Here is a 19,973-nt window from a genome sequence, read left to right as displayed (position 1 = left end):
TGGACGTGGAGGATGCGGACAACCCGGGTGGCTTCGAGCTGCCCGGTGCCGACCTGTCCGACCTCGACCTCGACGTCGTCGTGCTCCCGCCGCAGGCGGACGAGTTCACCTGCGTCAGCTGCTTCCTGGTGAAGCACCGCTCCCAGCTCGACCACGAGTCCAAGCTCGGACCGATCTGCCGGGAGTGCGAGGCGTAAGAGGCGCATCCTGTACGACGGCGCGCCCCGCGAGGGGCGCGACCGCTGGGGGCCGAAGGGATCCGCGGAAGAACGGACCGGTCGGGTGAGCGACTCCGAGTGGGATCGGGACACGTCGCCGTACGCCGGGAACGCGGCGCACAACGTGCGCGGCCGGGTCCCGTATCCGCAGCCGCTCATCGATGCCGCGATCGCTGCGCTGGTGCTGGACGGCCGCGGCCGGCTCTCGACGTCGGTCGCCGACATCCGCCAGCCGTCGTGAGTCACTCCAGCGTGCTCGCGGCCGCCATCCGTGCCTCGTCGAGCGCCTGCACGAGCGCCTCGGGATGCCGGGTCGACACGAGCCAGTAGGGCGCCGGGTCGTCCGGGTCCGTCAGGGGGATGCGGATGACCGGATCGATCCAGCCGCGCACCACGGTCCAGGCCCGGGCGTCGAGCTCGACGCCGCGAGCCCCGGTCGCGCCGGCGCCTCTGAAGGCTTCCGGGGCACCGGTGAGCGCGACGGCGATGTGCGCCCGGCCCGCGTGCAGCTCCCCGTCGGCGATGGTGATCACGGGAGCCCCGGCGATCAGCGCGGTGATCGCGAGGGCGGGCACCGCGATCGCGGCGATCACGGCGCCCACCTGGGTGATGGGCAGCAGCACGAGCAGGGCGAGCGGCGCGAGCACGAGGCTCGCGATCACGGTGCCCGTGCCGGGCACGAGGCGTTCGCGGTAGGCCGTCACCCTCCCATTCGACCACTTTCCTGGGCGCGCCCGAGCACTGCAGCAGTCTGGGAGCGCTTCAGCAGGCCGCCGGTCCAGCGGGACCTGCCGAAGTGCGAGTGGCCCGCTGACGTCTCTGGGGGGATCGGACGGGCTCCCGCTCACAGCGCCCACTCGCTAGCCTTCGCGTCGTGATCGAGGTGCTGGTCGACGGCCCCGTGCCCTCCGGGCCGGCGCATCCCGGCGACGCGGGGATCGATCTCGCCGCCGCCGAGGCCGTGCGGCTCGAGCCGGGGGAGCGCGCCACGATCGGCACCGGGCTGCGGATCGCCCTGCCGACGGGCCATCTGGCGTTCGTGCTGCCGCGCAGCGGGCTCGCCGCGCGGCACGGCATCACGATCGTGAACGCGCCGGGGACCGTCGACGCGGGCTACCGGGGCGAGATCCGCGTGACGCTCCTGAACACCGACCGGCGGCAGCCGTACGATGTCGCGGTCGGGGACCGGATCGCGCAGCTGGTCGTGCTGCCCGCGCCCGCGGTGCGTTTCGTCGCCGTCGCGGCGCTGCCGGGCAGCCATCGTGGTGACGCCGGATTCGGATCGACGGGCACGGGTGGGGAACGGGAGGTCGGATGAGCGACGAGGCGGAGCTCGAACCGCAGCCGAAGTCGGCGCCGGTCGACCGGGAGGTGCACGGTCCGTTCGACGAGAGCGAGGCGAACGCCGTCCGGCCCTACGTCGACCTCGGCGGGGTGAAGATCGTGCCGCGCGACGGCCTCGGCCTCCGCCTCGAGGTGGAGGAGGGCACGGGCCGCGTCGTCGCGGTCGGCCTGGACTTCGCCGACTCGAGCCTGCAGGTGCAGCCGTTCGCCGCGCCGCGCTCCAGCGGGCTGTGGCACGAGATCCGGGACCAGATCCAGCAGCAGATCCTGTCGCAGGGCGGCACCACCCGCGTCATCGAGGGACCGCTCGGCCCCGAGCTGCTCGCCCAGATCCCCGCCCAGGCGGGGCCTGGGCAGCCGCCCGTGTCCCGGATCGCCCGGTTCGTGGGTGTCGACGGCCCACGCTGGTTCCTGCGCGGCGTCATCTCGGGCCAGGGCGCCGTCGACCCGGTCGCGGCAGGGCAGATCGAGGAGCTGTTCCGCAGCGTCGTCGTCGTGCGTGGATCGGCGCCGATGCCGCCCCGTGACCTCATCCCGCTGCACATGCCGCAGGGCGCGACCGCCGACGCCGGCGCCCAGGGCGGTCCGCAGCGGCCGTACCTCGAGGCGTGACCGACCGCAGCTCGGCGCTCGCCGGCGCCGTGCAGGGGGAGACGCTGACCTTCCGTGGCCTGCTCGCCGCGATCGGCGGATGGCTCGGCGTCGTCGAGAGCATCGTCCCGCCGCTGGTGTTCGTCGTGCTGTACCAGGTCGCCGCGATCGGTGCGGCCCCGGACGCCGTGCCCAGGGGCGCGCTCGTGCCGATCGTCGTCGTGCCCCTCGCCTGCTCCGGGCTGCTGCTCGCCTACCGCGCGCTGCGCCGCCAGAAGGTCGGCGCCGCGGTCGCCGGGGCCGTCGTCGTCGGTGTGTCCGCGCTCCTCGTGCTCGTGACGGGCGACGCGAACTCGAACTACGTCCCCGGGTTCTTCATCAACGGCGTGTACGGGCTCGCGTTCCTCGTCTCGCTGCTCGTCCGCCGCCCGCTCGTCGGGATCGCCGCAGGGGTGCTGCTGCAGCAGGGGGGCTGGCGTTCGGACGCGCGCCGCCGACGGCTCTGCGCCTGGCTCACGGCGGCCTGGGTCGCCCTGTTCGGGATCCGGCTCGCCGTCGAGCTGCCGCTCTTCTTCGCCGGGCACCAGGTCGTCGCACTCGGCATCGCCCGCATCGCGCTCGGGGTGCCGCTCTACGCCCTCGTGCTCGTCGTCACCGTGCTCGGCGTGCAGGCCGCCTTCCCGCGTCGCGCCGCCGTTCCGCCGAGCGCTCGCTGAGCACGGTCCGGGAGGCGCACCCCCTCCCGGTATCGTGGGGGCGAGGCGACCCGTGCCGCGAAACCGCTCGACGCGCATCCCGGCGCGGGTCCCGATCGGTATGGCGCGAGGGAGAGTCTGATGGCCGCAGTGGACAGTTTCGGAGCGAGGACGAACCTCACGGTCTCGGGCGTGGAGCACGAGATCTTCGCGATCGATCAGGTGCCCGGGCATGAGCGACTGCCGTTCAGCCTGAAGGTGCTGCTCGAGAACCTGCTCCGCACCGAGGACGGCAAGAACGTCACGGCAGGTCAGATCCGGGCGCTCGGCGGCTGGGTGCCGACGGCGGAGCCCGACACCGAGATCCAGTTCACGCCCGCCCGCGTCGTCATGCAGGACTTCACCGGCGTGCCCTGCATCGTCGACCTCGCCACGATGCGCGAGGCGGTCGCGGACCTCGGCGGCGATCCGACGCGGGTCAACCCGCTCGCTCCCGCCGAGCTGGTCATCGACCACTCCGTCATCGCCGACCTCTTCGGGCAGCCGGACGCCTTCGAGCGCAACGTCGAGATCGAGTACGAGCGCAACGGCGAGCGCTACCAGTTCCTCCGTTGGGGCCAGACCGCCTTCGACGACTTCAAGGTCGTCCCGCCCGGCACCGGCATCGTCCACCAGGTCAACATCGAGCACCTCGCCCGCGTCACCTACACCCGCACGGTCGACGGGCGCCTGCAGGCCTACCCCGACACGCTCGTCGGCACCGACTCGCACACCACCATGGTCAACGGGCTCGGCGTGCTCGGCTGGGGCGTCGGCGGCATCGAGGCGGAGGCCGCCATGCTCGGCCAGCCGGTGTCGATGCTCATCCCGAAGGTCGTCGGCTTCAAGCTGACGGGCGCGATCCCGACCGGCGTCACGGCGACCGACGTCGTGCTCACCATCACGCAGATCCTCCGCAGGCACGGCGTCGTCGGCAAGTTCGTCGAGTTCTACGGCCAGGGCGTCGGCGAGGTGCCGCTCGCCAACCGCGCGACGATCGGCAACATGAGCCCGGAGTTCGGCTCGACGGCCGCGATCTTCCCGATCGACGACGTGACCCTCGACTACCTGCGGCTCACCGGCCGTTCCGAGGAGCAGGTCGCCCTCGTCGAGGCGTACGCGAAGCGGCAGACGCTCTGGCACGACCCGTCGCGTGAGCCCGACTACAGCGAGTACCTCGAGCTCGACCTCGCGACCGTGGTGCCGTCGATCGCCGGTCCCCGCCGCCCACAGGACCGCATCGAGCTCTCGCACGCGAAGGAGCAGTTCGAGCACGACCTCGGCGACTACGCGACGGTCGGAGCGCACTCGCTCGTGGACGAGGCCGTGGAGGGCACCTTCCCGGCCTCGGATCCGATCGGGTTCACCTCCCAGGACGAGGAGACCGCCCACGCGCAGGTGCACGAGGGCGCGAGCCACCAGCACCGGCTCCAGGCGGACGAGGACATCAGCCACGCCCCCGCCTCGGTGTCGAACCCGGTGAAGGTCGCGGGGCAGCGCGGGGAGTTCGTGCTCGACCACGGCGCCGTGGCGATCGCCGCGATCACCTCCTGCACCAACACCTCGAACCCGTCGGTCATGCTCGCCGCCGGCCTCCTCGCCAAGAAGGCCAGCGAGAAGGGGCTGAAGGCGAAGCCGTGGGTGAAGACCACGCTCGCGCCCGGGTCGAAGGTCGTCACGGACTACTACGAGAAGGCCGGCCTGATGGGCCCGCTGGAGGACCTCGGCTTCTACCTCGTGGGCTACGGCTGCACGACCTGCATCGGCAACTCCGGGCCGCTGGACGACGAGATCTCGGAGGCGGTGCAGCAGAACGACCTCGCCGTCACCGCCGTGCTGTCCGGCAACCGCAACTTCGAGGGCCGCATCAACCCGGACGTGAAGATGAACTACCTCGCGAGCCCACCGCTCGTCATCGCTTACGCGCTCGCCGGCAGCATGAACTTCGACTTCGAGACCGACCCCCTCGGGCGCGACAAGGAGGGCAACGACGTCTTCCTGAAGGACATCTGGCCGGAGGCCTCCGAGGTGCAGGCGACCATCGACTCCTCGATCTCCACCGACATGTTCGAGCACGAGTACGCGAGCGTCTTCGACGGCGACGAGCGCTGGCGCACCCTGCCCACGCCGACCGGCGCCACCTTCGAGTGGAACGAGACGTCCACCTACGTGCGGAAGCCCCCGTACTTCGACGGGATGACGCTGGAGACGTCGCCGGTGACCGACATCGCGGGGGCCCGGGTGCTCGCGAAGCTGGGCGACTCCGTGACGACCGACCACATCAGCCCCGCCGGTTCGATCAAGGCGGACAGCCCCGCCGGCCGATACCTCACCGAGCACGGCGTCGACCGGAAGGACTTCAACTCCTACGGCTCCCGCCGCGGCAACCACGAGGTGATGATCCGCGGCACCTTCGCGAACATCCGGCTGCGGAACCAATTGCTCGACGGGGTGGAGGGCGGTTACACCCGCGACTTCACGCAGTCCGATGCACCGCAGGCGTTCATCTACGACGCGGCCGAGCGGTACCGGGAGGCCGGTGTGCCCCTCGTCGTGCTCGCCGGCAAGGAGTACGGCTCCGGATCGAGCCGCGACTGGGCCGCGAAGGGCACGAACCTGCTCGGTGTGCGGGCCGTCATCGCGGAGAGCTTCGAGCGCATCCACCGGTCGAACCTCATCGGCATGGGCGTGCTGCCGCTGCAGTTCCCCGCGGGCGAGACCGCAGCTTCGCTCGGGCTGACCGGTACGGAGGAGTTCGCGATCAGCGGCGTCACCGCGCTGAACGACGGCACCACGCCGAGGACCGTCCACGTCACGGCCATACCGACCGCGCAGTCCGCCGACGGCGCGCAGCCGGTCGAGTTCGACGCCGTGGTGCGGATCGACACGCCCGGTGAGGCGGACTACTACCGCAACGGCGGGATCCTGCAGTTCGTGCTCCGCCAGCTCGTCGAGGTGTGACGACGGTGGGTTCCTCCGACCGAGCCTCGGGACGAGGCTCGGCGCTGGGGTCGCGGCGGAGGCCCGAAAGGGCCTCCGCCCTGAAGCTTCACCGCGCGTGTCCGCCAGCTCGTCGAGGTGTGACGGACGCCACGGCACGGCTCGCTGGGGCGGTCGCCTGATCCCCAGGCTCAACGACCGCTGAGTGGCAGGTCCGGCCCGCGTCCCGCGGCCGGACCTGACCGTATTGTGAGGACGATCATGAGTGTGCTGGAGACGATCAGGGGACCGAGGGACCTCGACCGCCTGACCCGCGAGCAGCTGACGCAGCTCGCTGCCGACATCCGTGCCTTCCTCATCGGCACCGTCTCGAGGACCGGCGGGCACCTCGGCCCCAACCTCGGGGTCGTCGAGCTCACGATCGCGATCCACCGGGTGTTCCACTCGCCGGAGGACGCGATCGTGTGGGACACCGGGCACCAGTCCTACGTGCACAAGCTGCTCACCGGGCGTCAGGACTTCTCGAGGCTCCGCAAGGCGGGCGGCCTCGCCGGCTACCCGAGCCGCGCGGAGAGCGAGCACGACATCGTCGAGAGCTCCCACGCGTCGTCGTCCCTCTCCTGGGCCGATGGCATCTCGCGTGCCTTCCAGGTGACCGGTCAGCGCGACCGGCACGTGGTCGCGGTGGTGGGCGACGGCGCCCTCACCGGCGGCATGACGTGGGAGGCGCTGAACAACATCAGCGACGACAACAACCGCCGTCTCGTCATCGTCGTCAACGACAACGGTCGGTCCTACGCGCCGACGATCGGCGGCCTCGCGCACTACCTGAACGAGGTGCGCACCCGCCGCACCTACCGCGACATCCAGCTCGGCTCCAAGGAGCTGTTCGACCGCTTCGGGCGCCCGGGCCGCGCGATCTACCGGGGCACCCGAGGCGCCCTCCATGGCTTCCTCGCCCGGTTCGCCTACAACGACCGGATGTACTCGAACCTCGACATCAAGTACCTTGGGCCGATCGACGGCCACGACGAGGCGGCCGTCGAGAACGCCCTCCAGCAGGCGAAGCACTACGAGCTCCCCGTGCTCGTGCACGTCATCACCCAGAAGGGCCGCGGCTACGCGCCCGCCCGCAACGACGAGGCCGACCGGTTCCACTCCGTCGGCGTGATCGACCCCGCGACCGGACTCGCGCTCGCCACCACCGGCAAGGTCGACTGGGCGGACGCCTTCGGCGCCGACCTGGTCGAGCTCGCGGAGCACGACCGCCGCATCGTCGGCATCACGGCGGCGATGCTGCTGCCCGTCGGGCTCGGTCCGCTCGCCGAGCGGTTCCCGGCCCGGGTGATCGACGTCGGCATCGCCGAGCAGCACGCCGTCACCTCCGCCGCCGGGCTCGCGTTCGGGGGGCTCCACCCGGTGTTCGCGGTCTACGCCACGTTCCTCGGCCGGGCGCTGGACCAGGTGCTCATGGACGTGGCGCTGCACCGCGCCGGGGTCACCTTCGTGCTGCACCGCGCCGGCGTCACCGGCCCCGACGGTGCCAGCCACCACGGCATGTGGGACCTGGCGATGCTGCAGATCGTCCCCGGCATCCGGATCGCCTCGCCTCGCGACGCCGCGACCCTGGCGGAGGAGCTGGCCGAGGCGGTGGCCGTCCAGGACGCGCCGACCGTGCTCCGCCTGCCGAAGGGCACCGTGCCGCCCGCCGTCCCGGCCCTCGAACGGCTCGATGACGGCGTCGACGTGCTCGCGCGCGAGGAGCGGCAGGACGTGCTCGTCGTCGCGGTGGGTGTCATGGCCCAGATCGCGCTCGAGGTCGCGACGCTGCTCCGGCAGGACGGGATCGGCGCGACCGTCGTCGATCCGCGCTGGGCGGTGCCGATCGCACCCAGCCTCATCGACCTGGCCGCCCAGCATCGGCTCGTGGTCACCATCGAGGACGGCGTGCGCGTCGGCGGCATCGGGACGCGGCTCCGCCAGGACCTGCGCGCGGCCGGCGTCGACACCGCCCTGAACGAGGTCGGGCTGCCGGACGCCTTCCTGCCCCACGCCGAGCGGAACGAGATCCTCGCCGAGGCCGGTCTCACGCCGCAGCAGATCGCCCGAGACATCGTCGACCAGATGCGCGGCGCGAAGCTGCCCGCGGCACGCGCGGAGGACGCCCGCACCCGCTGACGCCCGTCCGCCTCCTCGCGGCTTGCCGCTTTCGCCCCCTTCATGACTCCTGAAGGGGGCGAAAGCGGCAAGTCACCTGTCGGGCCGTCGCGGACTCAGACCGGCGCGGGCTCCTCGGCGGGGTCGCGGTGTGCCGCGCCTCGGATCGGCGGATGGTGGAAGGTGTCGCCGAAGGCGCGCTCGGACGCGCCGACCCGGTCCAGGTAGGGCGTGATGCCGCCGGAGTGGAACGGGTACCCGGCGCCGAGGAGCAGGCAGAGGTCGATGTCCTCGGGAGCCGACACGACCTCCTCCTCGAGCATCCGGTGGATCTCGTCCGCGAGCCCGTCCTCCACACGCAGTCGGAACTGCTCCGCGGTCGGAGGCGTGGCGCCCCTCGGGACGGCCTTCCGCACGAGCGCGACCGCCCGCTTGTCGAAGCCCTTCACGGTGCCTTTGTCGTCCTTCTCGAGCAGCACGCCCGCGTCCGCCAGGGCGTGCAGGTTGGCGGACTCGAAGAACCGGTCGGGGAACGCCGCGTGGTGCGTGTCGAGCACGTGCGCGCCGACCTGCAGCCCGACGAGGTCGAGCAGCTCGAACGGGCTCATCGGCAGGCCGAACGGGTCGAGTGCCGTGTCCACGACCTCGAAGGGCGTGCCGGTGTCGACCGCGTGCATCGCCTCGCCGAGCACCTTCGCGAGGACGCGGTTCACCACGAACCCGGGCGCGTCCTTCGCGATGACCGCGTTCTTCTTCAGCTTCCCGGCGACCACCATCGCGGTCGAGAGCGTCTCCGCGTCGGTCGCCGGAGTCCTGACGACCTCGACGAGCGGCATGACGGCGACGGGGTTGAAGAAGTGGAACCCGACCACTCGCTCGGGATGGGCGAGCTCCGCGCCGATCGCCTCGACGGACAGGGACGACGTGTTGGTCGCGAGTACCGCCTCGGGTGACAGGTGCGGCTCGACGTTCGCGAACACCGCCTGCTTCACGCCGAGCTCCTCGAACACGGCCTCGATCACCCAGTCGCAGTCGGCGAAGTCGGCGATGTCGGTCGTCCCGGTGATCGACGCGAACAGCCGGTTGGCCTCATCGCCCGAGACACGCCCCTTCGCCTGCAGGGCGGCGACGTCGTCCCGGATCCGCTGGATCCCCGCGTCGACGCGTGCCCGGTCGAGATCGGTGATGAGCACGGGCACGCGCAGGCGACGGGCGAACAGCAGCGCGAACTGGCTCGCCATCAGGCCGGCACCGATGACGCCGACCTTCGCCACCGGCTTCGCGATCTTCGGGTCCGGTGCGCCTGCCGGCTTGCGTGCCCGCTTCTGCACGAGGTCGAACGCGTAGATGCTCGCGACGAACTGGTCGCCGGCGATGAGGTCGGCCAGCGCCTCGTCCTCCGCTGCGAACGACGCCGCGACGGCGGCGGGGTTCGTCGCCTTCTTCGCGCCCTTCAGCAGATCGAGGGCGACGTACGGCGAGCGGGGCACGGTGCCGATGCGGGACTCGAGCTGCTTGCGCGCGATCCCGATGGCGACGTCCCACTTCGCGAGCCGCTCGAGGCGCCCGGGGGCGTGCGGGCGCTCCACCCTCACGCGGCCGGCGAGCACGTCGGCCGCCCACTGGATCGAGCGCTCGAGGAACGTCGCCGACGGCAGCAGCACGTCCGCGATGCCGAGGTCGAACGCCTGCTCGGCGGTGAGGGTGCGGTTCTGCTTCAGCGGGTTCTCGACGATGACCTTGAGTGCGTTCTCGATGCCGATGAGGTTCGGCAGGAGCGTCGCCCCGCCCCACCCGGGGATCAGCCCGAGGAAGACCTCGGGGAACGCGATCGCGGGCGTCGACGAGTCGACGGTGCGGTAGTCCGCGTTCAGGGCGATCTCGAGGCCGCCACCGAGTGTGAGGCCGTTGATGAAGCAGAACGACGGCACGCCGAGGGTGCCCAGCTGGCCGAGTACCCGGTGCCCGAGCTGCGCGAGCCGCTTGCCGGTCTCCCGGTCCTGCAGCCGGCCGACCTGGCTCAGGTCTGCGCCCGCGGCGAGGATGAAGGGCTTGCCGGTGACGGCGAGCCCGGTGATCTCGCCGCGCCCCGCCCGGTCCTTCGCGCCGAGCAGCGCCGCCTCGAGCTCGAGCAGGCCACGCGGGCCGAACGTGTTGGGCCGGGTGTGGTCCCGCCCGTTGTCGAGGGTGACGAGCACGAGCACGCCGCCGTCCGGCAGGACCACGTCGCGGCTGAAGGCGTGCGTGACGACCTCGTCGGCGGACAGCGCCGTGAGCTCGTCCATCGGATCGGTCATCGGTTCGCCGCCTTCTCCGCCTTCTTGGCCGCCTTCCTGTCGAAGCCAGGGTTCTCCCAGATCACGCTGCCGCCCTGGCCCAGGCCGATGCACATCGCGGTCAGCCCGTAGCGCACCTCGGGGTGCACCTCGAAATGGCGCGCGAGCTGCAGCATCAGGCGCACCCCGGACGAGGCGAGCGGATGCCCGACGGCGATCGCGCCGCCCCACGGGTTGACCCGCGGGTCCTCGTCGTCCATGCCGAAGTGGTCGAGCAGGCTCAGCACCTGCACGGCGAAGGCCTCGTTCAGCTCGAACAGGCCGATGTCGTCGATCGTGAGGCCCGCCTTGACGAGGGCCTTCTCCGTGCTCGGGATCGGGCCGATGCCCATCACCTCGGGCTCGACGCCCGCGAACGCGAAGCTCACCATCTTCATCTTCACCGGGAGGCCGAGCTGGGCGGCCGCGTCGGCGCTCGCGATGATGGAGGCCGTCGCCCCGTCGTTCAGGCCGGCCGCGTTGCCCGCGGTGATCCGGCCGTGGGGTCGGAACGGCGTCTTCAGGCCGGCGAGACCCTCCATGGTGGTGTCCGGCCGCATCACCTCGTCGCGGATCGCGAGGCCCCATCCCGTCTCGCTGCGCGTCGCGACCGGGATCAGGTCGCGCTGCATGAGGCCGGCGTCGTAGGCGGCCGCGGCCTTCTGCTGGGAGCGCATCGCGAAGCGGTCGGATCGCTCGCGGGTGAGCTGCGGGAAGCGGTCGTGGATCCGCTCGGCCGTCGCACCCATGACGAGGGCGTCCGTGCCGACGATCCGCTCGCTGACGAACCGGGGGTTCGGGTCGACCCCGGAGCCCATCGGGTGGTGGCCCATGTGCTCGACGCCGCCGGCGATCGCGACGTCGTAGGCGCCGAACGCGATCGCCCCGGCGACCGTCGTGACGGAGGTCATCGCGCCCGCGCACATCCGGTCGATCGCGTAGCCCGGCACGGTGCGGGGGAGCCCCGCGAGCAGCGCGGCGCTGCGGCCGATCGTCAGACCCTGGTCACCGGTCTGGGTCGTCGCGGCGAGCGCGACGTCGTCGACACGGTCCTTCGGCAGCTGGGGGTTGCGCTCGAGCAGCCCGACCATCGCCTTCACGACGAGGTCGTCGGCCCGCGTCCCCCAGTACATGCCCTTCTCGCCCGCCCGTCCGAACGGGGTCCTGACCCCGTCGACGAACACGACCTCGCTGCGCTGTTCCACGCCGTCCCTCCTGGTCGCGCCGGATCGGCGCGAAACCTGACGGCCGATCCTCGCCGTGGACGCGGTGGCGCCCAAATCGGGTGAGGCGTTCCTACGAAGGGAGATCCTCGGAGTCGGCCGGCGTTTGGGCGGCTCGGACAAACGCGTCCGCGATCGCGGCGGCCGTCGCCTCGATCTGCCACGGCCGGGCACCGAGTGCGGTGAGGGCGGCCGCGACCGCGTCCGCGGTGGGATCGGCGGGAGGCTCCCAGGCGACGCGACGCAGCGTGTCGGGGGTGAGCAGGTTCTCGGTCGGCAGGTGCAGGGCCTCGGCGATCGCCGCGACGGCAGGCCGCGCGGCCTTCAGCCGCCGGTCGGCCTCCGGATCCCGGTCCGCCCAGGCGCGCGGCGGGGGCGGGGCGTCGGAGGGCACCCGGGTCGTCGGTAGGTCCTCGGTGGCGAGCCCGGTCTCGACGGCGGCCCACCAGCGGTCGATCTCGGGCCGGCTTGCGCGGCCGGAGAAGCTGCGCATCGAGGCGAGCTCCCGCTTGCTCGCGGGCGGGGTACGTGCGACGGCGACGAGCGATGCGTCGGGCACGAGGCGGCCGGGAGCGGAGTCGACCGCCCGGGCGTACTCGTCGCGGGCCTGCCACAGCTCCCTGGCGATGGCGAGGTTGCGGGCGCCCCGCACCGCGTGCACGCCCGAGAGCCGGCGCCAGGGCTCGGCGGGGGCCTGGCGCACCTCCTTCAGGCGGACGGCCTCGAACTCCTGCTGCGCGATGTCGGCCTTGCCGGCCTCCTCGAGCAGCTCCGCTTCGCGGTCGCGCACGTCGAGCAGCAGCTCCACGTCCAGGGCCGCGTACACGAGCCAGGAGGTCGGCAGCGGCCGCGTCGACCAGTCCGCCGCCGAGTGCTCCTTGGCGAGGTGCAGGCCGAGCAGCTGCTCGACGACCGGGCCGAGCCCGACCCGGTCGAAGCCGAGCAGGCGGGCGCCGAGCTCCGTGTCGAAGATCCGGTCGGGGTCGAGACCCACCTCGCGGAGGCAGGCGAGGTCCTGGCTCGCAGCGTGCAGCACCCACTCCTCGCCGGCCATCACGTCGGCGAGCTCCGCGAAGTCCCCGATCGCCGGCGGGTCCAGGAGGATCGTTCCGGACCCGCGGCGGAAGAGCTGGATCAGGTAGGCCCGCTGCGAGTAGCGGAAACCGGACGCGCGCTCCGCGTCGACGGCGATGGGGCCCTGCCCCTCCCGGATGCGGCGGACCGCGTCCCGGTACCCCTCCCGCGTGTCGACGACCTCGACCGGGTCGACCGGCGCCGCGTCGCGCAGGACGGGCTCCTCGCTCGCGTCAGTCACGTCCTGCTCGTCGTACCGACAACACACTCACTCCTTCGGCCGCCGGGGGAAGCCCGGCGAGCATGCACAGCAACTCGCCCCAGCCTTCCACATGTGCCGCGAGGTCGAGGTCGGTGGGCGTCCAGGAGGCGCGCAGCTCGATCTTCGCGCCGGTGCCCTGGTCCGCGAGCTCGCCGAAGCCGGTCGAGACGATCGTCGTCGCCGTGCCGGAAGCGGCCGTGTACTTCGCGCCGCGGGCGTCGAGCGCGTCCGTGAGCCAGGACCAGGTCACCTCGGCGAGGAACGGGTCCGTGCCGATCTCCGCCTCGAGGGGCGCCTGGGCGAAGCAGACGATCCGGAAGTCGCCGTCCCACGCCGGCTGACCCTCGGGATCGTGGAGCAGGATGAAGCGACCGGTGCCGAGCTCGGAGTCCTCGCCGTGCACCTTCTGCCGCACGTCGCCCGCGAGAGCGACCGAGTAGGGGGCCACCTGCGTCGGCGACGGGATCGACGTGACGACCAGGTCGCCGCGGATCCGGGCGGATTCGAGCGACGCCCGCGCCTGCTCGAACGGCGCCGACGTCCCGGATCCCGCATCGATCGGCACGTCGGAAAGCCTACGGCGCGGTTCCTGGCGTGGCTCGCGACGCGCTGAGGAGCCGGATGGTACGCACCGGCGCAGGCCCCGACGGCACGGGTTCCGGCGGTGGTCGGAGGACGTCGGCCCGCCCCGTTCGGGGTGCCACGGGCTCCCCGGCGGCGACGGTGACCTCCGGCATACTCGGGACCTCCTGCAGCAACGAGAGGACATGGCGGATGACGTCCCGGTCGCATCCGCGGCCCCCGACCGGCGTGATCGGCGGGGCGGTCGCCGCGGGCAGCGTGCTCGTCGCAGGCGCCGTGTTCGCGGGAGCCGTGACGACCGGGGTCGCCCGGCGCATGGTGAGCCCCGCACGCCGCAGGACCGCGGTGACGACCGTGCACGGCGTCGACGTGGCGGCCGGACGCATCCGGTTCTCGCCCACCGACGACGCCATGCTCCCCGGCATCTACAGCTTCTGGTTCGACGAGGGGCGCGGCCACGCCCGCATCGGACGGATCCTGGAACGCACCTCGACGGTCGTCGTGCGGGAGCTGCTCGGCGTCGACACCGGAGACATCGAGCGGGCCACGGCGGGCCGGTTCAACGGGTGGGTCTACCTCAGCCCGGAGCAGCTCGGCGTCGAGTACGACGACGTGCGCATCCAGACGACGCTCGGCGTGGTGCCGGCCTGGGAGGTGCCCGCGGAGGGGTTCGACTCCCCGCGCTGGGCGGTGCTCGTCCACGGGCGGCGCACGGTGCGCCAGGAGGTGCTCCGAGCGGTCCCGGTGTTCCACGAGGCCGGCTGGTCCACGTTGCTCGTCTCGTACCGCGACGACGGGGAGGCGCCGGCCTCGCAGACGCAGCGGTTCGGGATCGAGGACGCCGAATGGCTCGACGTGGAGTCCGCGGTCCTCTACGCGCTCGACCAGGGCGCGCGCGAGGTGGTGCTCATGGGCTGGTCGATGGGCGGTGCGATCGCGCTGCAGACCGCGATGCGATCCCGGCTGGCCGACGTGATCACGGGTGTCGTGCTCGACTCGCCCGTGCTCGACTTCGCCGAGTCGCTGCTCCACCAGGGCGACGCCACGCGGCTGCCGGCGCCGGTACGCCGCGGCGCGCTCGGCCTCGTCGGAAGCCGCCTCGGGCCCCTGCTGACCGGTCAGGACGAGCCGTTCGACACCCGCGGCGCCGAGGTCGTCGCGCGCGTCGCGGACCTCGACGTCCCGGTGCTGCTGCTGCACAGCGAGGACGACGGCATCGCGCCCATCGCCGTCTCCCGGCGGCTCGCCGCCGAGCGGCCCGACCTGGTGCGGCTGGTGCCGTTCACCACCGCCAGGCACACGAAGCTCTGGAACCACGACCGGGACCGATGGGAGGGCGCGGTGCGCGCCTGGCTCGACGGGGACGGGCCGGCGCTCGAGGCGCTCGGCGGGGGGACGGCGGCCCCGCGGCGTCAGCGGCGGGGCAGGGCCCAGCGGGCGTAGAGCCGGTCGGTCTCGTCCAGCACGAGGCCGGTCAACTCGGCGTGCGTGAGCGGCACGTCGCCGGTGGTCAGGGGTGCGCCGGGGGAGACGAGCACCGGCGCGATCGAGTGGTCGAACTCGTCGACGAGGCCGGCGGCGACCAGCCTGCTGGCCAGGTGCCCGCCGCCCTCGCAGACGATGCGCCCGTGACCGGCGCCCCGGAGGGCGGCCACGACGGCGCGGACGTCGCCGGCGGATCCGTCCGGGAGCGGCAGCACCGTGGCCCGGTCGCCGAGCTCGGCCGTCACGCGGCGCCGCGCGGAGTCGGGGCAGACGACGAGCAGCCGGCCCGGCCCGAGATCGGCGGGGAACCGGTGCCCGGCGAGGTCGCCCGTCGTCGTCGCGACCGCCAGCGGGGCGCGCCGGGGGATCGTGTAGCCCTCCGCTCGAACGGACGCGGCGCCGACGAGCACGACGTCGGCGGCGGCCCGGAGGACCCGCAGCAGGGGCCGGTCGATCCCGTCCGCGAGGTCGTTCGAGCCGCCGGACGGCCCCGTGATCTGGCCGCCGAGCGCCGTGATGAGGTTGAGGCGCAGCCACTCGGATCCGTCGAGCGCGTACCGCTCGGTGAGCCAGCCGTCGAGGGCCTCGCCGGAGAGGTCGAGCGGACCCGTGGCCGGCACGAGGCCCGTGACGCGCATCAGGCCGCGGCTCGCAGCTGCCGCTTGATCCGCCCGAGCAGCCCGGTCATGCCGCGCAGGCGGAGCGGCGAGACCGCATCCCCGAGGCCGAGCGTCTGGGGGTAGTCGTCGGGCACCGCGAGCGCGTCCGCCACGGGCAGGCCGTCGAGGCCGTGCACGAGCACCGAGGCGAACCCGCGGGTCGTCGGCGCCTCGGCCGGGGCGGTCGCGAAGACGCGTACCCGGCCGTCCTCGACCTCCGCCGCGACGAAGACGGGCGCCTGGCACTCGGTGACCCGCTCGAGCCGCTCCGGGTGCTCGCCGTAGCGGGCCGGCAGGGCGGGCAGGTCGTTCGCGAAGTCGAGCAGCAGGAGCAGCCTGTCGCGCACCGCCACGGCGAGGAACTCCTCGCGGATGTCGGTGAGGCTCGTGGGCAGGGCGTCGGTGGTCATGGGACCCCTATTCTCCCCGCCCGCGAGCCGCCCCGCGCGCCTCAGACGCGTGCCAGCGACGCCGGCACGTCACCCGGCTGCTCGCCCTTCACGATGGGCACCCGCACGGAGCTGCCCCACTCGGTCCACGAGCCGTCGTAGTTCCGCACCCTCGGGTAGCCGAGCAGGTGGGTGAGCACGAACCAGGTGTGACTCGACCGCTCACCGATGCGGCAGTACGCGATGACGTCGTCGTCCGCCGACAGGCCGGCACCGGCCTCGTAGATCGACTCGAGCTCCGTGCGGGAGCGGAACGTGCCGTCGTCGGCCGCGGCCTTCGCCCACGGCACGTTCTGCGCCGACGGGATGTGGCCGGCGCGCAGTGCGGACTCCTCGGGGTACTCGGGAGCGGTGGTGCGCTCGCCGGAGTACTCGAGCGGGCTGCGCACGTCGACGAGCGGCGAGCCGAAGTGGCCGAGCACGTCATCACGGAACGCGCGGACGCCACGGTCGTCGCGCTCGACGACCGGGTAGTCCACGGGGCTGCGCTCCAGGGTGTCCGTCGTGATCGGCCGGTCCTCAGCGATCCACTTGGCACGGCCACCGTCGAGCAGCCGCACGTCGGGGTGACCGAAGAGCGTGAACACCCAGAGGGCGTAGGCGGCCCACCAGTTGCTCTTGTCGCCGTAGATCACGACGGTCGCGTCCCGGCCGATGCCCCGGCCGCCGAGCAGCGCCGCGAAGCCCTCGCCGTCGACGTAGTCGCGGGTCACCGGGTCGTTGAGATCCGTGTGCCAGTCGATCTTCACGGCGCCAGGGATGTGGCCCGTCTCGTAGAGCAGCACATCCTCGTCCGATTCGACGACGACGACCTGCGGGTCGTCGAGGTGCTCCGCCAGCCATTCCGTCGACACCAGCCGTTCGGGGTGGGCGTATTCCTGGAACTTCGGGTTCGGGTCCGTCGCCGTGCTCATTCCTCGTCCTCCTCCTGCCGCGTACCCGCGGCCTGAACGTCCCGGTCGATCAGCGGGGGCCGATCGCCGGCGCTCTACACTGCTGCAGCCGTCGACGGCCGCACACCGACGATACGCACCTGAGCCGTGACCATCAGCCGGAGGCCGTAACACAGTGGACCCGACCGCGCCCGCCCGGCTCGCCGACCGCATCCCCGACGTCGACGCGGGCCGCATGGCCGCCTCCCTCGTCCCGCCGCGGCAGTTCGCGCACTCCGGCCTCGACAACTACCGCCCCGATCCGGACTACCCGTCGCAGCAGGGCGCGGTCGACGCGGTGCAGGCCTTCACCGCGGACTGGACGAGCCCGCCGGGCGGCTTCTTCCGGCGCGGGCCCAAGCCGCCGGAGCGGCCGGGGCTGTACCTCGACGGCGGCTTCGGCGTCGGGAAGACCCACCTGCTCGCCGCCCTGTGGCGGCAGGCGCCAGGACGGAAGTACTTCGGCACGTTCATCGAGTACACCGCGCTGGTCGGTGCGCTCGGCTACGCCCAGGCGGTGCGGCTGCTGACCGGGTCGTCCCTGCTCGCGATCGACGAGTTCGAGCTCGACGACCCGGGCGACACCATGCTCATGTCGCGCCTGCTCGGCGAGCTCGTCGCGACGGGCACCCGCATCGGCGCCACCTCGAACACGCCGCCGAACGCCCTCGGGGAAGGCCGGTTCGCGTCCTCCGACTTCCTCCGCGAGATCCAGGGCCTGTCCGACCGGTTCACCACGGTCCGGATCGAGGGCCTCGACTACCGGCGCCGTGCCCTCGAAGGGAACGCCCGGGTCGCCGACCCGGCCGAGCTGCGGGCGCTGCCCCGGGCGGCCGACGTGACGGTCGACGACTTCGACGCCCTGATCGAGCATCTCGCCACCGTGCACCCCGCCCGGTACGTCGGGCTCGTCGAGGGGCTCGGCACGGTCGGCATCCGGGACGTGCACGAGCTGCCCGGACAGACCGAGGCGCTGCGGTTCGTCGCGTTCGTCGACCGCCTCTACGACGCGCAGGTGCGGATCGTCGCCACCGGGCTGCCCCTCGACCGGGTCTTCGGCGCCGACATGCTCGCCGGCGGGTACCGCAAGAAGTACCTCCGCGCGATGTCCCGGCTCGTCGCCATGACCGCGCCCGACGGCCCGGCGGAGTAGCCGCACCGGTCGCGCTGACCCGTCCGGCGGGGCGCCGACGAAACCCGAAGTTCACACAGGGGCTCCATCCGTAACGCCTCCGAAACAGGGCGTGCCGTGCCGCGAAACCTCGTACCGAGACACTTCCGGGAACTCCCCGGGCCAGGTGTGCCAGCCCGAGCGCCCGCCGGCCCGGGGGAACCACCGCCCCAAGAGAGAGGCCCTCCGGTCCGCATGGCTCCGACCCTGTTCGACGCGACGACGGACGCGATCACCGTCAACCTGAATTCACTGTGGCTCCTGGTCGCCGCAGCGCTCGTGCTCCTGATGACGCCGGGCGTCGCCTTCTTCTACGGCGGCATGGTCCGCGCGAAGAGCGTCATCAGCATGATGATGATGAGCTTCGGAGCGATCGCGCTGGTCGCGGTGCTCTGGGTGCTCTACGGCTTCTCCATGGCCTTCCCGAGCTACACGCCCGACCAGTCGAACGCCTGGCTCATCCACGGCGTGCTCGGCAACCCGTTCCCCGACTCGGGCCTGATCCCTCTGCTGACGAAGGGCGGCGCGGGGGCGGCGAACAACCTGAACACGCTCGCTTTCGCGGGCTTCCAGGCGACGTTCGCGATCATCACGGTCGCGCTGATCTCCGGCGCGATCGCCGACCGGGCCCGCTTCGGCACCTGGATGGTGTTCGCCGGTGTGTGGGTGACGCTCGTCTACTTCCCGGTCGCGTCGTGGGTGTTCAACTTCACGGCCGGCAACAAGGACGGCGGGTTCATCGTCCACGACCTGCTCGTGAACGACTTCGCGGGCGGCACGGCGGTGCACATCAACGCGGGAGCGGCAGGACTCGCCCTCGCGATCGTGCTCGGCAAGCGCGTGGGCTTCGCGAAGGGCATGGCGAAGCCGCACAACGTTCCGCTCACCCTGCTCGGCGCCTCCCTGCTGTGGTTCGGCTGGTTCGGCTTCAACTCCGGTTCCGAGGCCGCGGTCGACGGCGTCGCCGCCATCGCGTGGATCAACACGCTCGCGGCCCCCGCAGCGGCCACGCTCGGCTGGCTGATCGTGGAGCGGATCAAGGACGGCAAGGCCACCTCGATCGGCGCTGCATCCGGTGCGGTCGCCGGCCTCGTCGCCATCACCCCCGCCTGCAACATCCTCACGCCGTTCTGGGGGATGGTGCTCGGCCTCATCACCGGTGCCGTGTGTGCGATCTCCATCGACCTGAAGTGGCGGCTCGGCTTCGACGACTCGCTCGACGTCGTCGGCATCCACTTCGTCGGCGGCTGGATCGGAACGCTGTACATCGGGATCTTCGGCTCCGGCATCGGCCTCATCGACACCGGCTCGTTCAGGCAGCTCGGCGCGCAGGCGCTCGGCGCGCTGATCGTCTCGGTCTACTCGTTCGTGCTGGCCTTCGCGATCGGTTGGATCCTCGAGAAGACGATGGGCTTCCGCATCAAGAACGAGGAGGAGGTCGCGGGCGTCGACCTCGCCGTGCACGGCGAGGAGAGCTACGCGTTCGATCCCGCGGCGGTCTAGCGGGTCACACCACAGCGGGGCGCGGCACCGACGGTGCCGCGCCCCGCTTCCCTGTGCAGGGGCGCGGGGCCATCATGCTTCCGTGGCCGGGTACGCGGTGGCTCCCGGGGCCGACGTCCCCGCCTGGCCCGAGCGCGGCCCGGACGCGGGCTTCTATGGCCGCGCACTCGCGGATCCGCTGTTCCGCGCCCGGTTCGAGGCCGCGTACACCGGCGAGGACGACCCGCTCGACGCCCTCTGGTGGCTCGATCGGCCGGGGGAGGCGGCGCCGAGCGGCGCGACCGCGCCGGCGGCCGTCGCGGCGACGGCTCGTCGGGCCCTCTACGTCCCCGGC

Annotated in this window: 19 protein-coding genes; 11 read left to right on the top strand and 8 right to left on the bottom strand. The window is 72.4% G+C overall.

Annotated elements, in window-relative coordinates:
• Positions 1–197 (top strand): DUF4193 family protein (locus JWQ92_RS04225; protein WP_297343212.1); only part of this gene is annotated, 197 nt, incomplete at its 5' end.
• 85 nt (positions 198–282) lie between these two features.
• Positions 283–459 carry a hypothetical protein gene (locus JWQ92_RS04220; RefSeq protein WP_297343211.1) on the top strand — a complete coding sequence of 59 codons (177 nt, stop codon included), beginning with the start codon at positions 283–285 and terminating at the stop codon, positions 457–459.
• Between the two features lies 1 nt (position 460).
• On the opposite strand, the gene JWQ92_RS04215 is transcribed toward JWQ92_RS04220, so the two are convergent.
• A complete protein-coding gene (locus tag JWQ92_RS04215; RefSeq protein WP_297343210.1) occupies positions 461–922 on the bottom strand; it encodes a DUF3093 domain-containing protein in 462 nt (153 codons plus the stop codon).
• A gap of 170 nt (positions 923–1,092) precedes the next feature.
• Here JWQ92_RS04215 and dut point away from each other — a divergent pair, with 170 nt between their 5' ends.
• From dut to dxs, 5 genes are all read left to right on the top strand, one after another.
• A complete protein-coding gene (gene dut / locus JWQ92_RS04210; protein ID WP_297343209.1) occupies positions 1,093–1,536 on the top strand; it encodes a dUTP diphosphatase in 444 nt (147 codons plus the stop codon).
• The gene (locus JWQ92_RS04205; protein ID WP_297343208.1) at positions 1,533–2,174 is read left to right on the top strand and encodes a DUF3710 domain-containing protein; all 642 of its coding nucleotides are present in this window, start codon (positions 1,533–1,535) and stop codon (positions 2,172–2,174) included. Before dut ends, JWQ92_RS04205 begins: the two co-directional genes overlap by 4 nt.
• Entirely contained in the window at positions 2,171–2,869 is a 699-nt protein-coding gene (locus JWQ92_RS04200) for a DUF3159 domain-containing protein (protein WP_297343207.1), read from the top strand. Before JWQ92_RS04205 ends, JWQ92_RS04200 begins: the two co-directional genes overlap by 4 nt.
• Before the next feature lie 120 nt (positions 2,870–2,989).
• Entirely contained in the window at positions 2,990–5,848 is a 2,859-nt protein-coding gene (locus JWQ92_RS04195; RefSeq protein ID WP_297343206.1) for an aconitate hydratase, read from the top strand.
• A 240-nt stretch (positions 5,849–6,088) separates the two neighbouring features.
• Positions 6,089–8,005, top strand: coding sequence for a 1-deoxy-D-xylulose-5-phosphate synthase (dxs, locus tag JWQ92_RS04190; RefSeq protein WP_297343205.1), 1,917 nt, complete (start codon positions 6,089–6,091; stop codon positions 8,003–8,005).
• 95 nt (positions 8,006–8,100) lie between these two features.
• Here the strand turns inward: dxs and JWQ92_RS04185 are convergent, their stop codons facing one another.
• From JWQ92_RS04185 to JWQ92_RS04170, 4 genes are all read right to left on the bottom strand, one after another.
• On the bottom strand, positions 8,101–10,281 hold the full coding sequence (locus tag JWQ92_RS04185; RefSeq protein WP_297343204.1) for a 3-hydroxyacyl-CoA dehydrogenase NAD-binding domain-containing protein: 2,181 nt from the start codon (positions 10,279–10,281) through the stop codon (positions 8,101–8,103).
• Positions 10,278–11,504, bottom strand: a complete 1,227-nt coding sequence (locus JWQ92_RS04180; RefSeq protein ID WP_297343203.1) for an acetyl-CoA C-acyltransferase — start codon at positions 11,502–11,504, stop codon at positions 10,278–10,280. Before JWQ92_RS04180 ends, JWQ92_RS04185 begins: the two co-directional genes overlap by 4 nt.
• Before the next feature lie 91 nt (positions 11,505–11,595).
• On the bottom strand, positions 11,596–12,837 hold the full coding sequence (locus JWQ92_RS04175; RefSeq protein WP_297343202.1) for an HRDC domain-containing protein: 1,242 nt from the start codon (positions 12,835–12,837) through the stop codon (positions 11,596–11,598).
• A complete protein-coding gene (locus JWQ92_RS04170; RefSeq protein WP_297343201.1) occupies positions 12,830–13,423 on the bottom strand; it encodes a DUF3000 domain-containing protein in 594 nt (197 codons plus the stop codon). The genes JWQ92_RS04175 and JWQ92_RS04170 overlap by 8 nt, the downstream gene beginning before the upstream one ends.
• Before the next feature lie 209 nt (positions 13,424–13,632).
• Here JWQ92_RS04170 and JWQ92_RS04165 point away from each other — a divergent pair, with 209 nt between their 5' ends.
• A complete protein-coding gene (locus JWQ92_RS04165) occupies positions 13,633–14,883 on the top strand; it encodes an alpha/beta fold hydrolase (protein WP_297343200.1) in 1,251 nt (416 codons plus the stop codon).
• Here the strand turns inward: JWQ92_RS04165 and JWQ92_RS04160 are convergent.
• From JWQ92_RS04160 to JWQ92_RS04150, 3 genes are read right to left on the bottom strand one after another with little or no spacing between them, the layout of a single operon-like run.
• Positions 14,853–15,563, bottom strand: coding sequence for a dihydrofolate reductase family protein (locus tag JWQ92_RS04160; RefSeq protein ID WP_297343199.1), 711 nt, complete (start codon positions 15,561–15,563; stop codon positions 14,853–14,855). The genes JWQ92_RS04165 and JWQ92_RS04160 overlap by 31 nt on opposite strands.
• Positions 15,563–15,994, bottom strand: a complete 432-nt coding sequence (locus JWQ92_RS04155) for a SufE family protein (RefSeq protein WP_297343198.1) — start codon at positions 15,992–15,994, stop codon at positions 15,563–15,565. The genes JWQ92_RS04160 and JWQ92_RS04155 overlap by 1 nt, the downstream gene beginning before the upstream one ends.
• A 41-nt stretch (positions 15,995–16,035) precedes the next feature.
• Positions 16,036–16,947, bottom strand: a complete 912-nt coding sequence (locus tag JWQ92_RS04150) for a sulfurtransferase (RefSeq protein WP_297343197.1) — start codon at positions 16,945–16,947, stop codon at positions 16,036–16,038.
• A 214-nt stretch (positions 16,948–17,161) separates the two neighbouring features.
• Here JWQ92_RS04150 and zapE point away from each other — a divergent pair, with 214 nt between their 5' ends.
• The 3 genes from zapE to JWQ92_RS04135 all read left to right on the top strand — a co-directional run.
• A complete protein-coding gene (gene zapE, locus JWQ92_RS04145; RefSeq protein WP_297343213.1) occupies positions 17,162–18,118 on the top strand; it encodes a cell division protein ZapE in 957 nt (318 codons plus the stop codon).
• Positions 18,119–18,331: 213 nt separating this feature from the next.
• Positions 18,332–19,639 (top strand): ammonium transporter, encoded by a 1,308-nt coding sequence (locus JWQ92_RS04140; protein WP_297343196.1) that lies wholly within the window; start codon positions 18,332–18,334, stop codon positions 19,637–19,639.
• An 82-nt stretch (positions 19,640–19,721) separates the two neighbouring features.
• Positions 19,722–19,973, top strand: a 252-nt coding sequence (locus JWQ92_RS04135) for a hypothetical protein (RefSeq protein WP_297343195.1), incomplete at its 3' end; no start/stop codon positions are given.

Origin of the sequence: Amnibacterium sp. (assembly GCF_025463795.1) — a bacterium.
Taxonomy (GTDB): Bacteria; Actinomycetota; Actinomycetes; order Actinomycetales; family Microbacteriaceae; genus Amnibacterium.
Note: the sequence above shows the minus strand (reverse complement) of the source record. Positions and strands in the feature narration are given on the sequence as shown.

Coding starts and splice junctions, on each gene's coding strand:
- zapE (WP_297343213.1), top strand. CDS start 17,162: ATGGCCGCCTCCCTCGTCCCGCCGCGGCAGTTCGCGCACTCCGGCCTC.
- JWQ92_RS04160 (WP_297343199.1), bottom strand. CDS start 15,563: ATGCGCGTCACGGGCCTCGTGCCGGCCACGGGTCCGCTCGACCTCTCC.
- JWQ92_RS04185 (WP_297343204.1), bottom strand. CDS start 10,281: ATGACCGATCCGATGGACGAGCTCACGGCGCTGTCCGCCGACGAGGTC.
- JWQ92_RS04140 (WP_297343196.1), top strand. CDS start 18,332: ATGGCTCCGACCCTGTTCGACGCGACGACGGACGCGATCACCGTCAAC.
- JWQ92_RS04165 (WP_297343200.1), top strand. CDS start 13,633: ATGACGTCCCGGTCGCATCCGCGGCCCCCGACCGGCGTGATCGGCGGG.
- JWQ92_RS04195 (WP_297343206.1), top strand. CDS start 2,990: ATGGCCGCAGTGGACAGTTTCGGAGCGAGGACGAACCTCACGGTCTCG.
- JWQ92_RS04150 (WP_297343197.1), bottom strand. CDS start 16,947: ATGAGCACGGCGACGGACCCGAACCCGAAGTTCCAGGAATACGCCCAC.
- dxs (WP_297343205.1), top strand. CDS start 6,089: ATGAGTGTGCTGGAGACGATCAGGGGACCGAGGGACCTCGACCGCCTG.
- JWQ92_RS04155 (WP_297343198.1), bottom strand. CDS start 15,994: ATGACCACCGACGCCCTGCCCACGAGCCTCACCGACATCCGCGAGGAG.
- JWQ92_RS04205 (WP_297343208.1), top strand. CDS start 1,533: ATGAGCGACGAGGCGGAGCTCGAACCGCAGCCGAAGTCGGCGCCGGTC.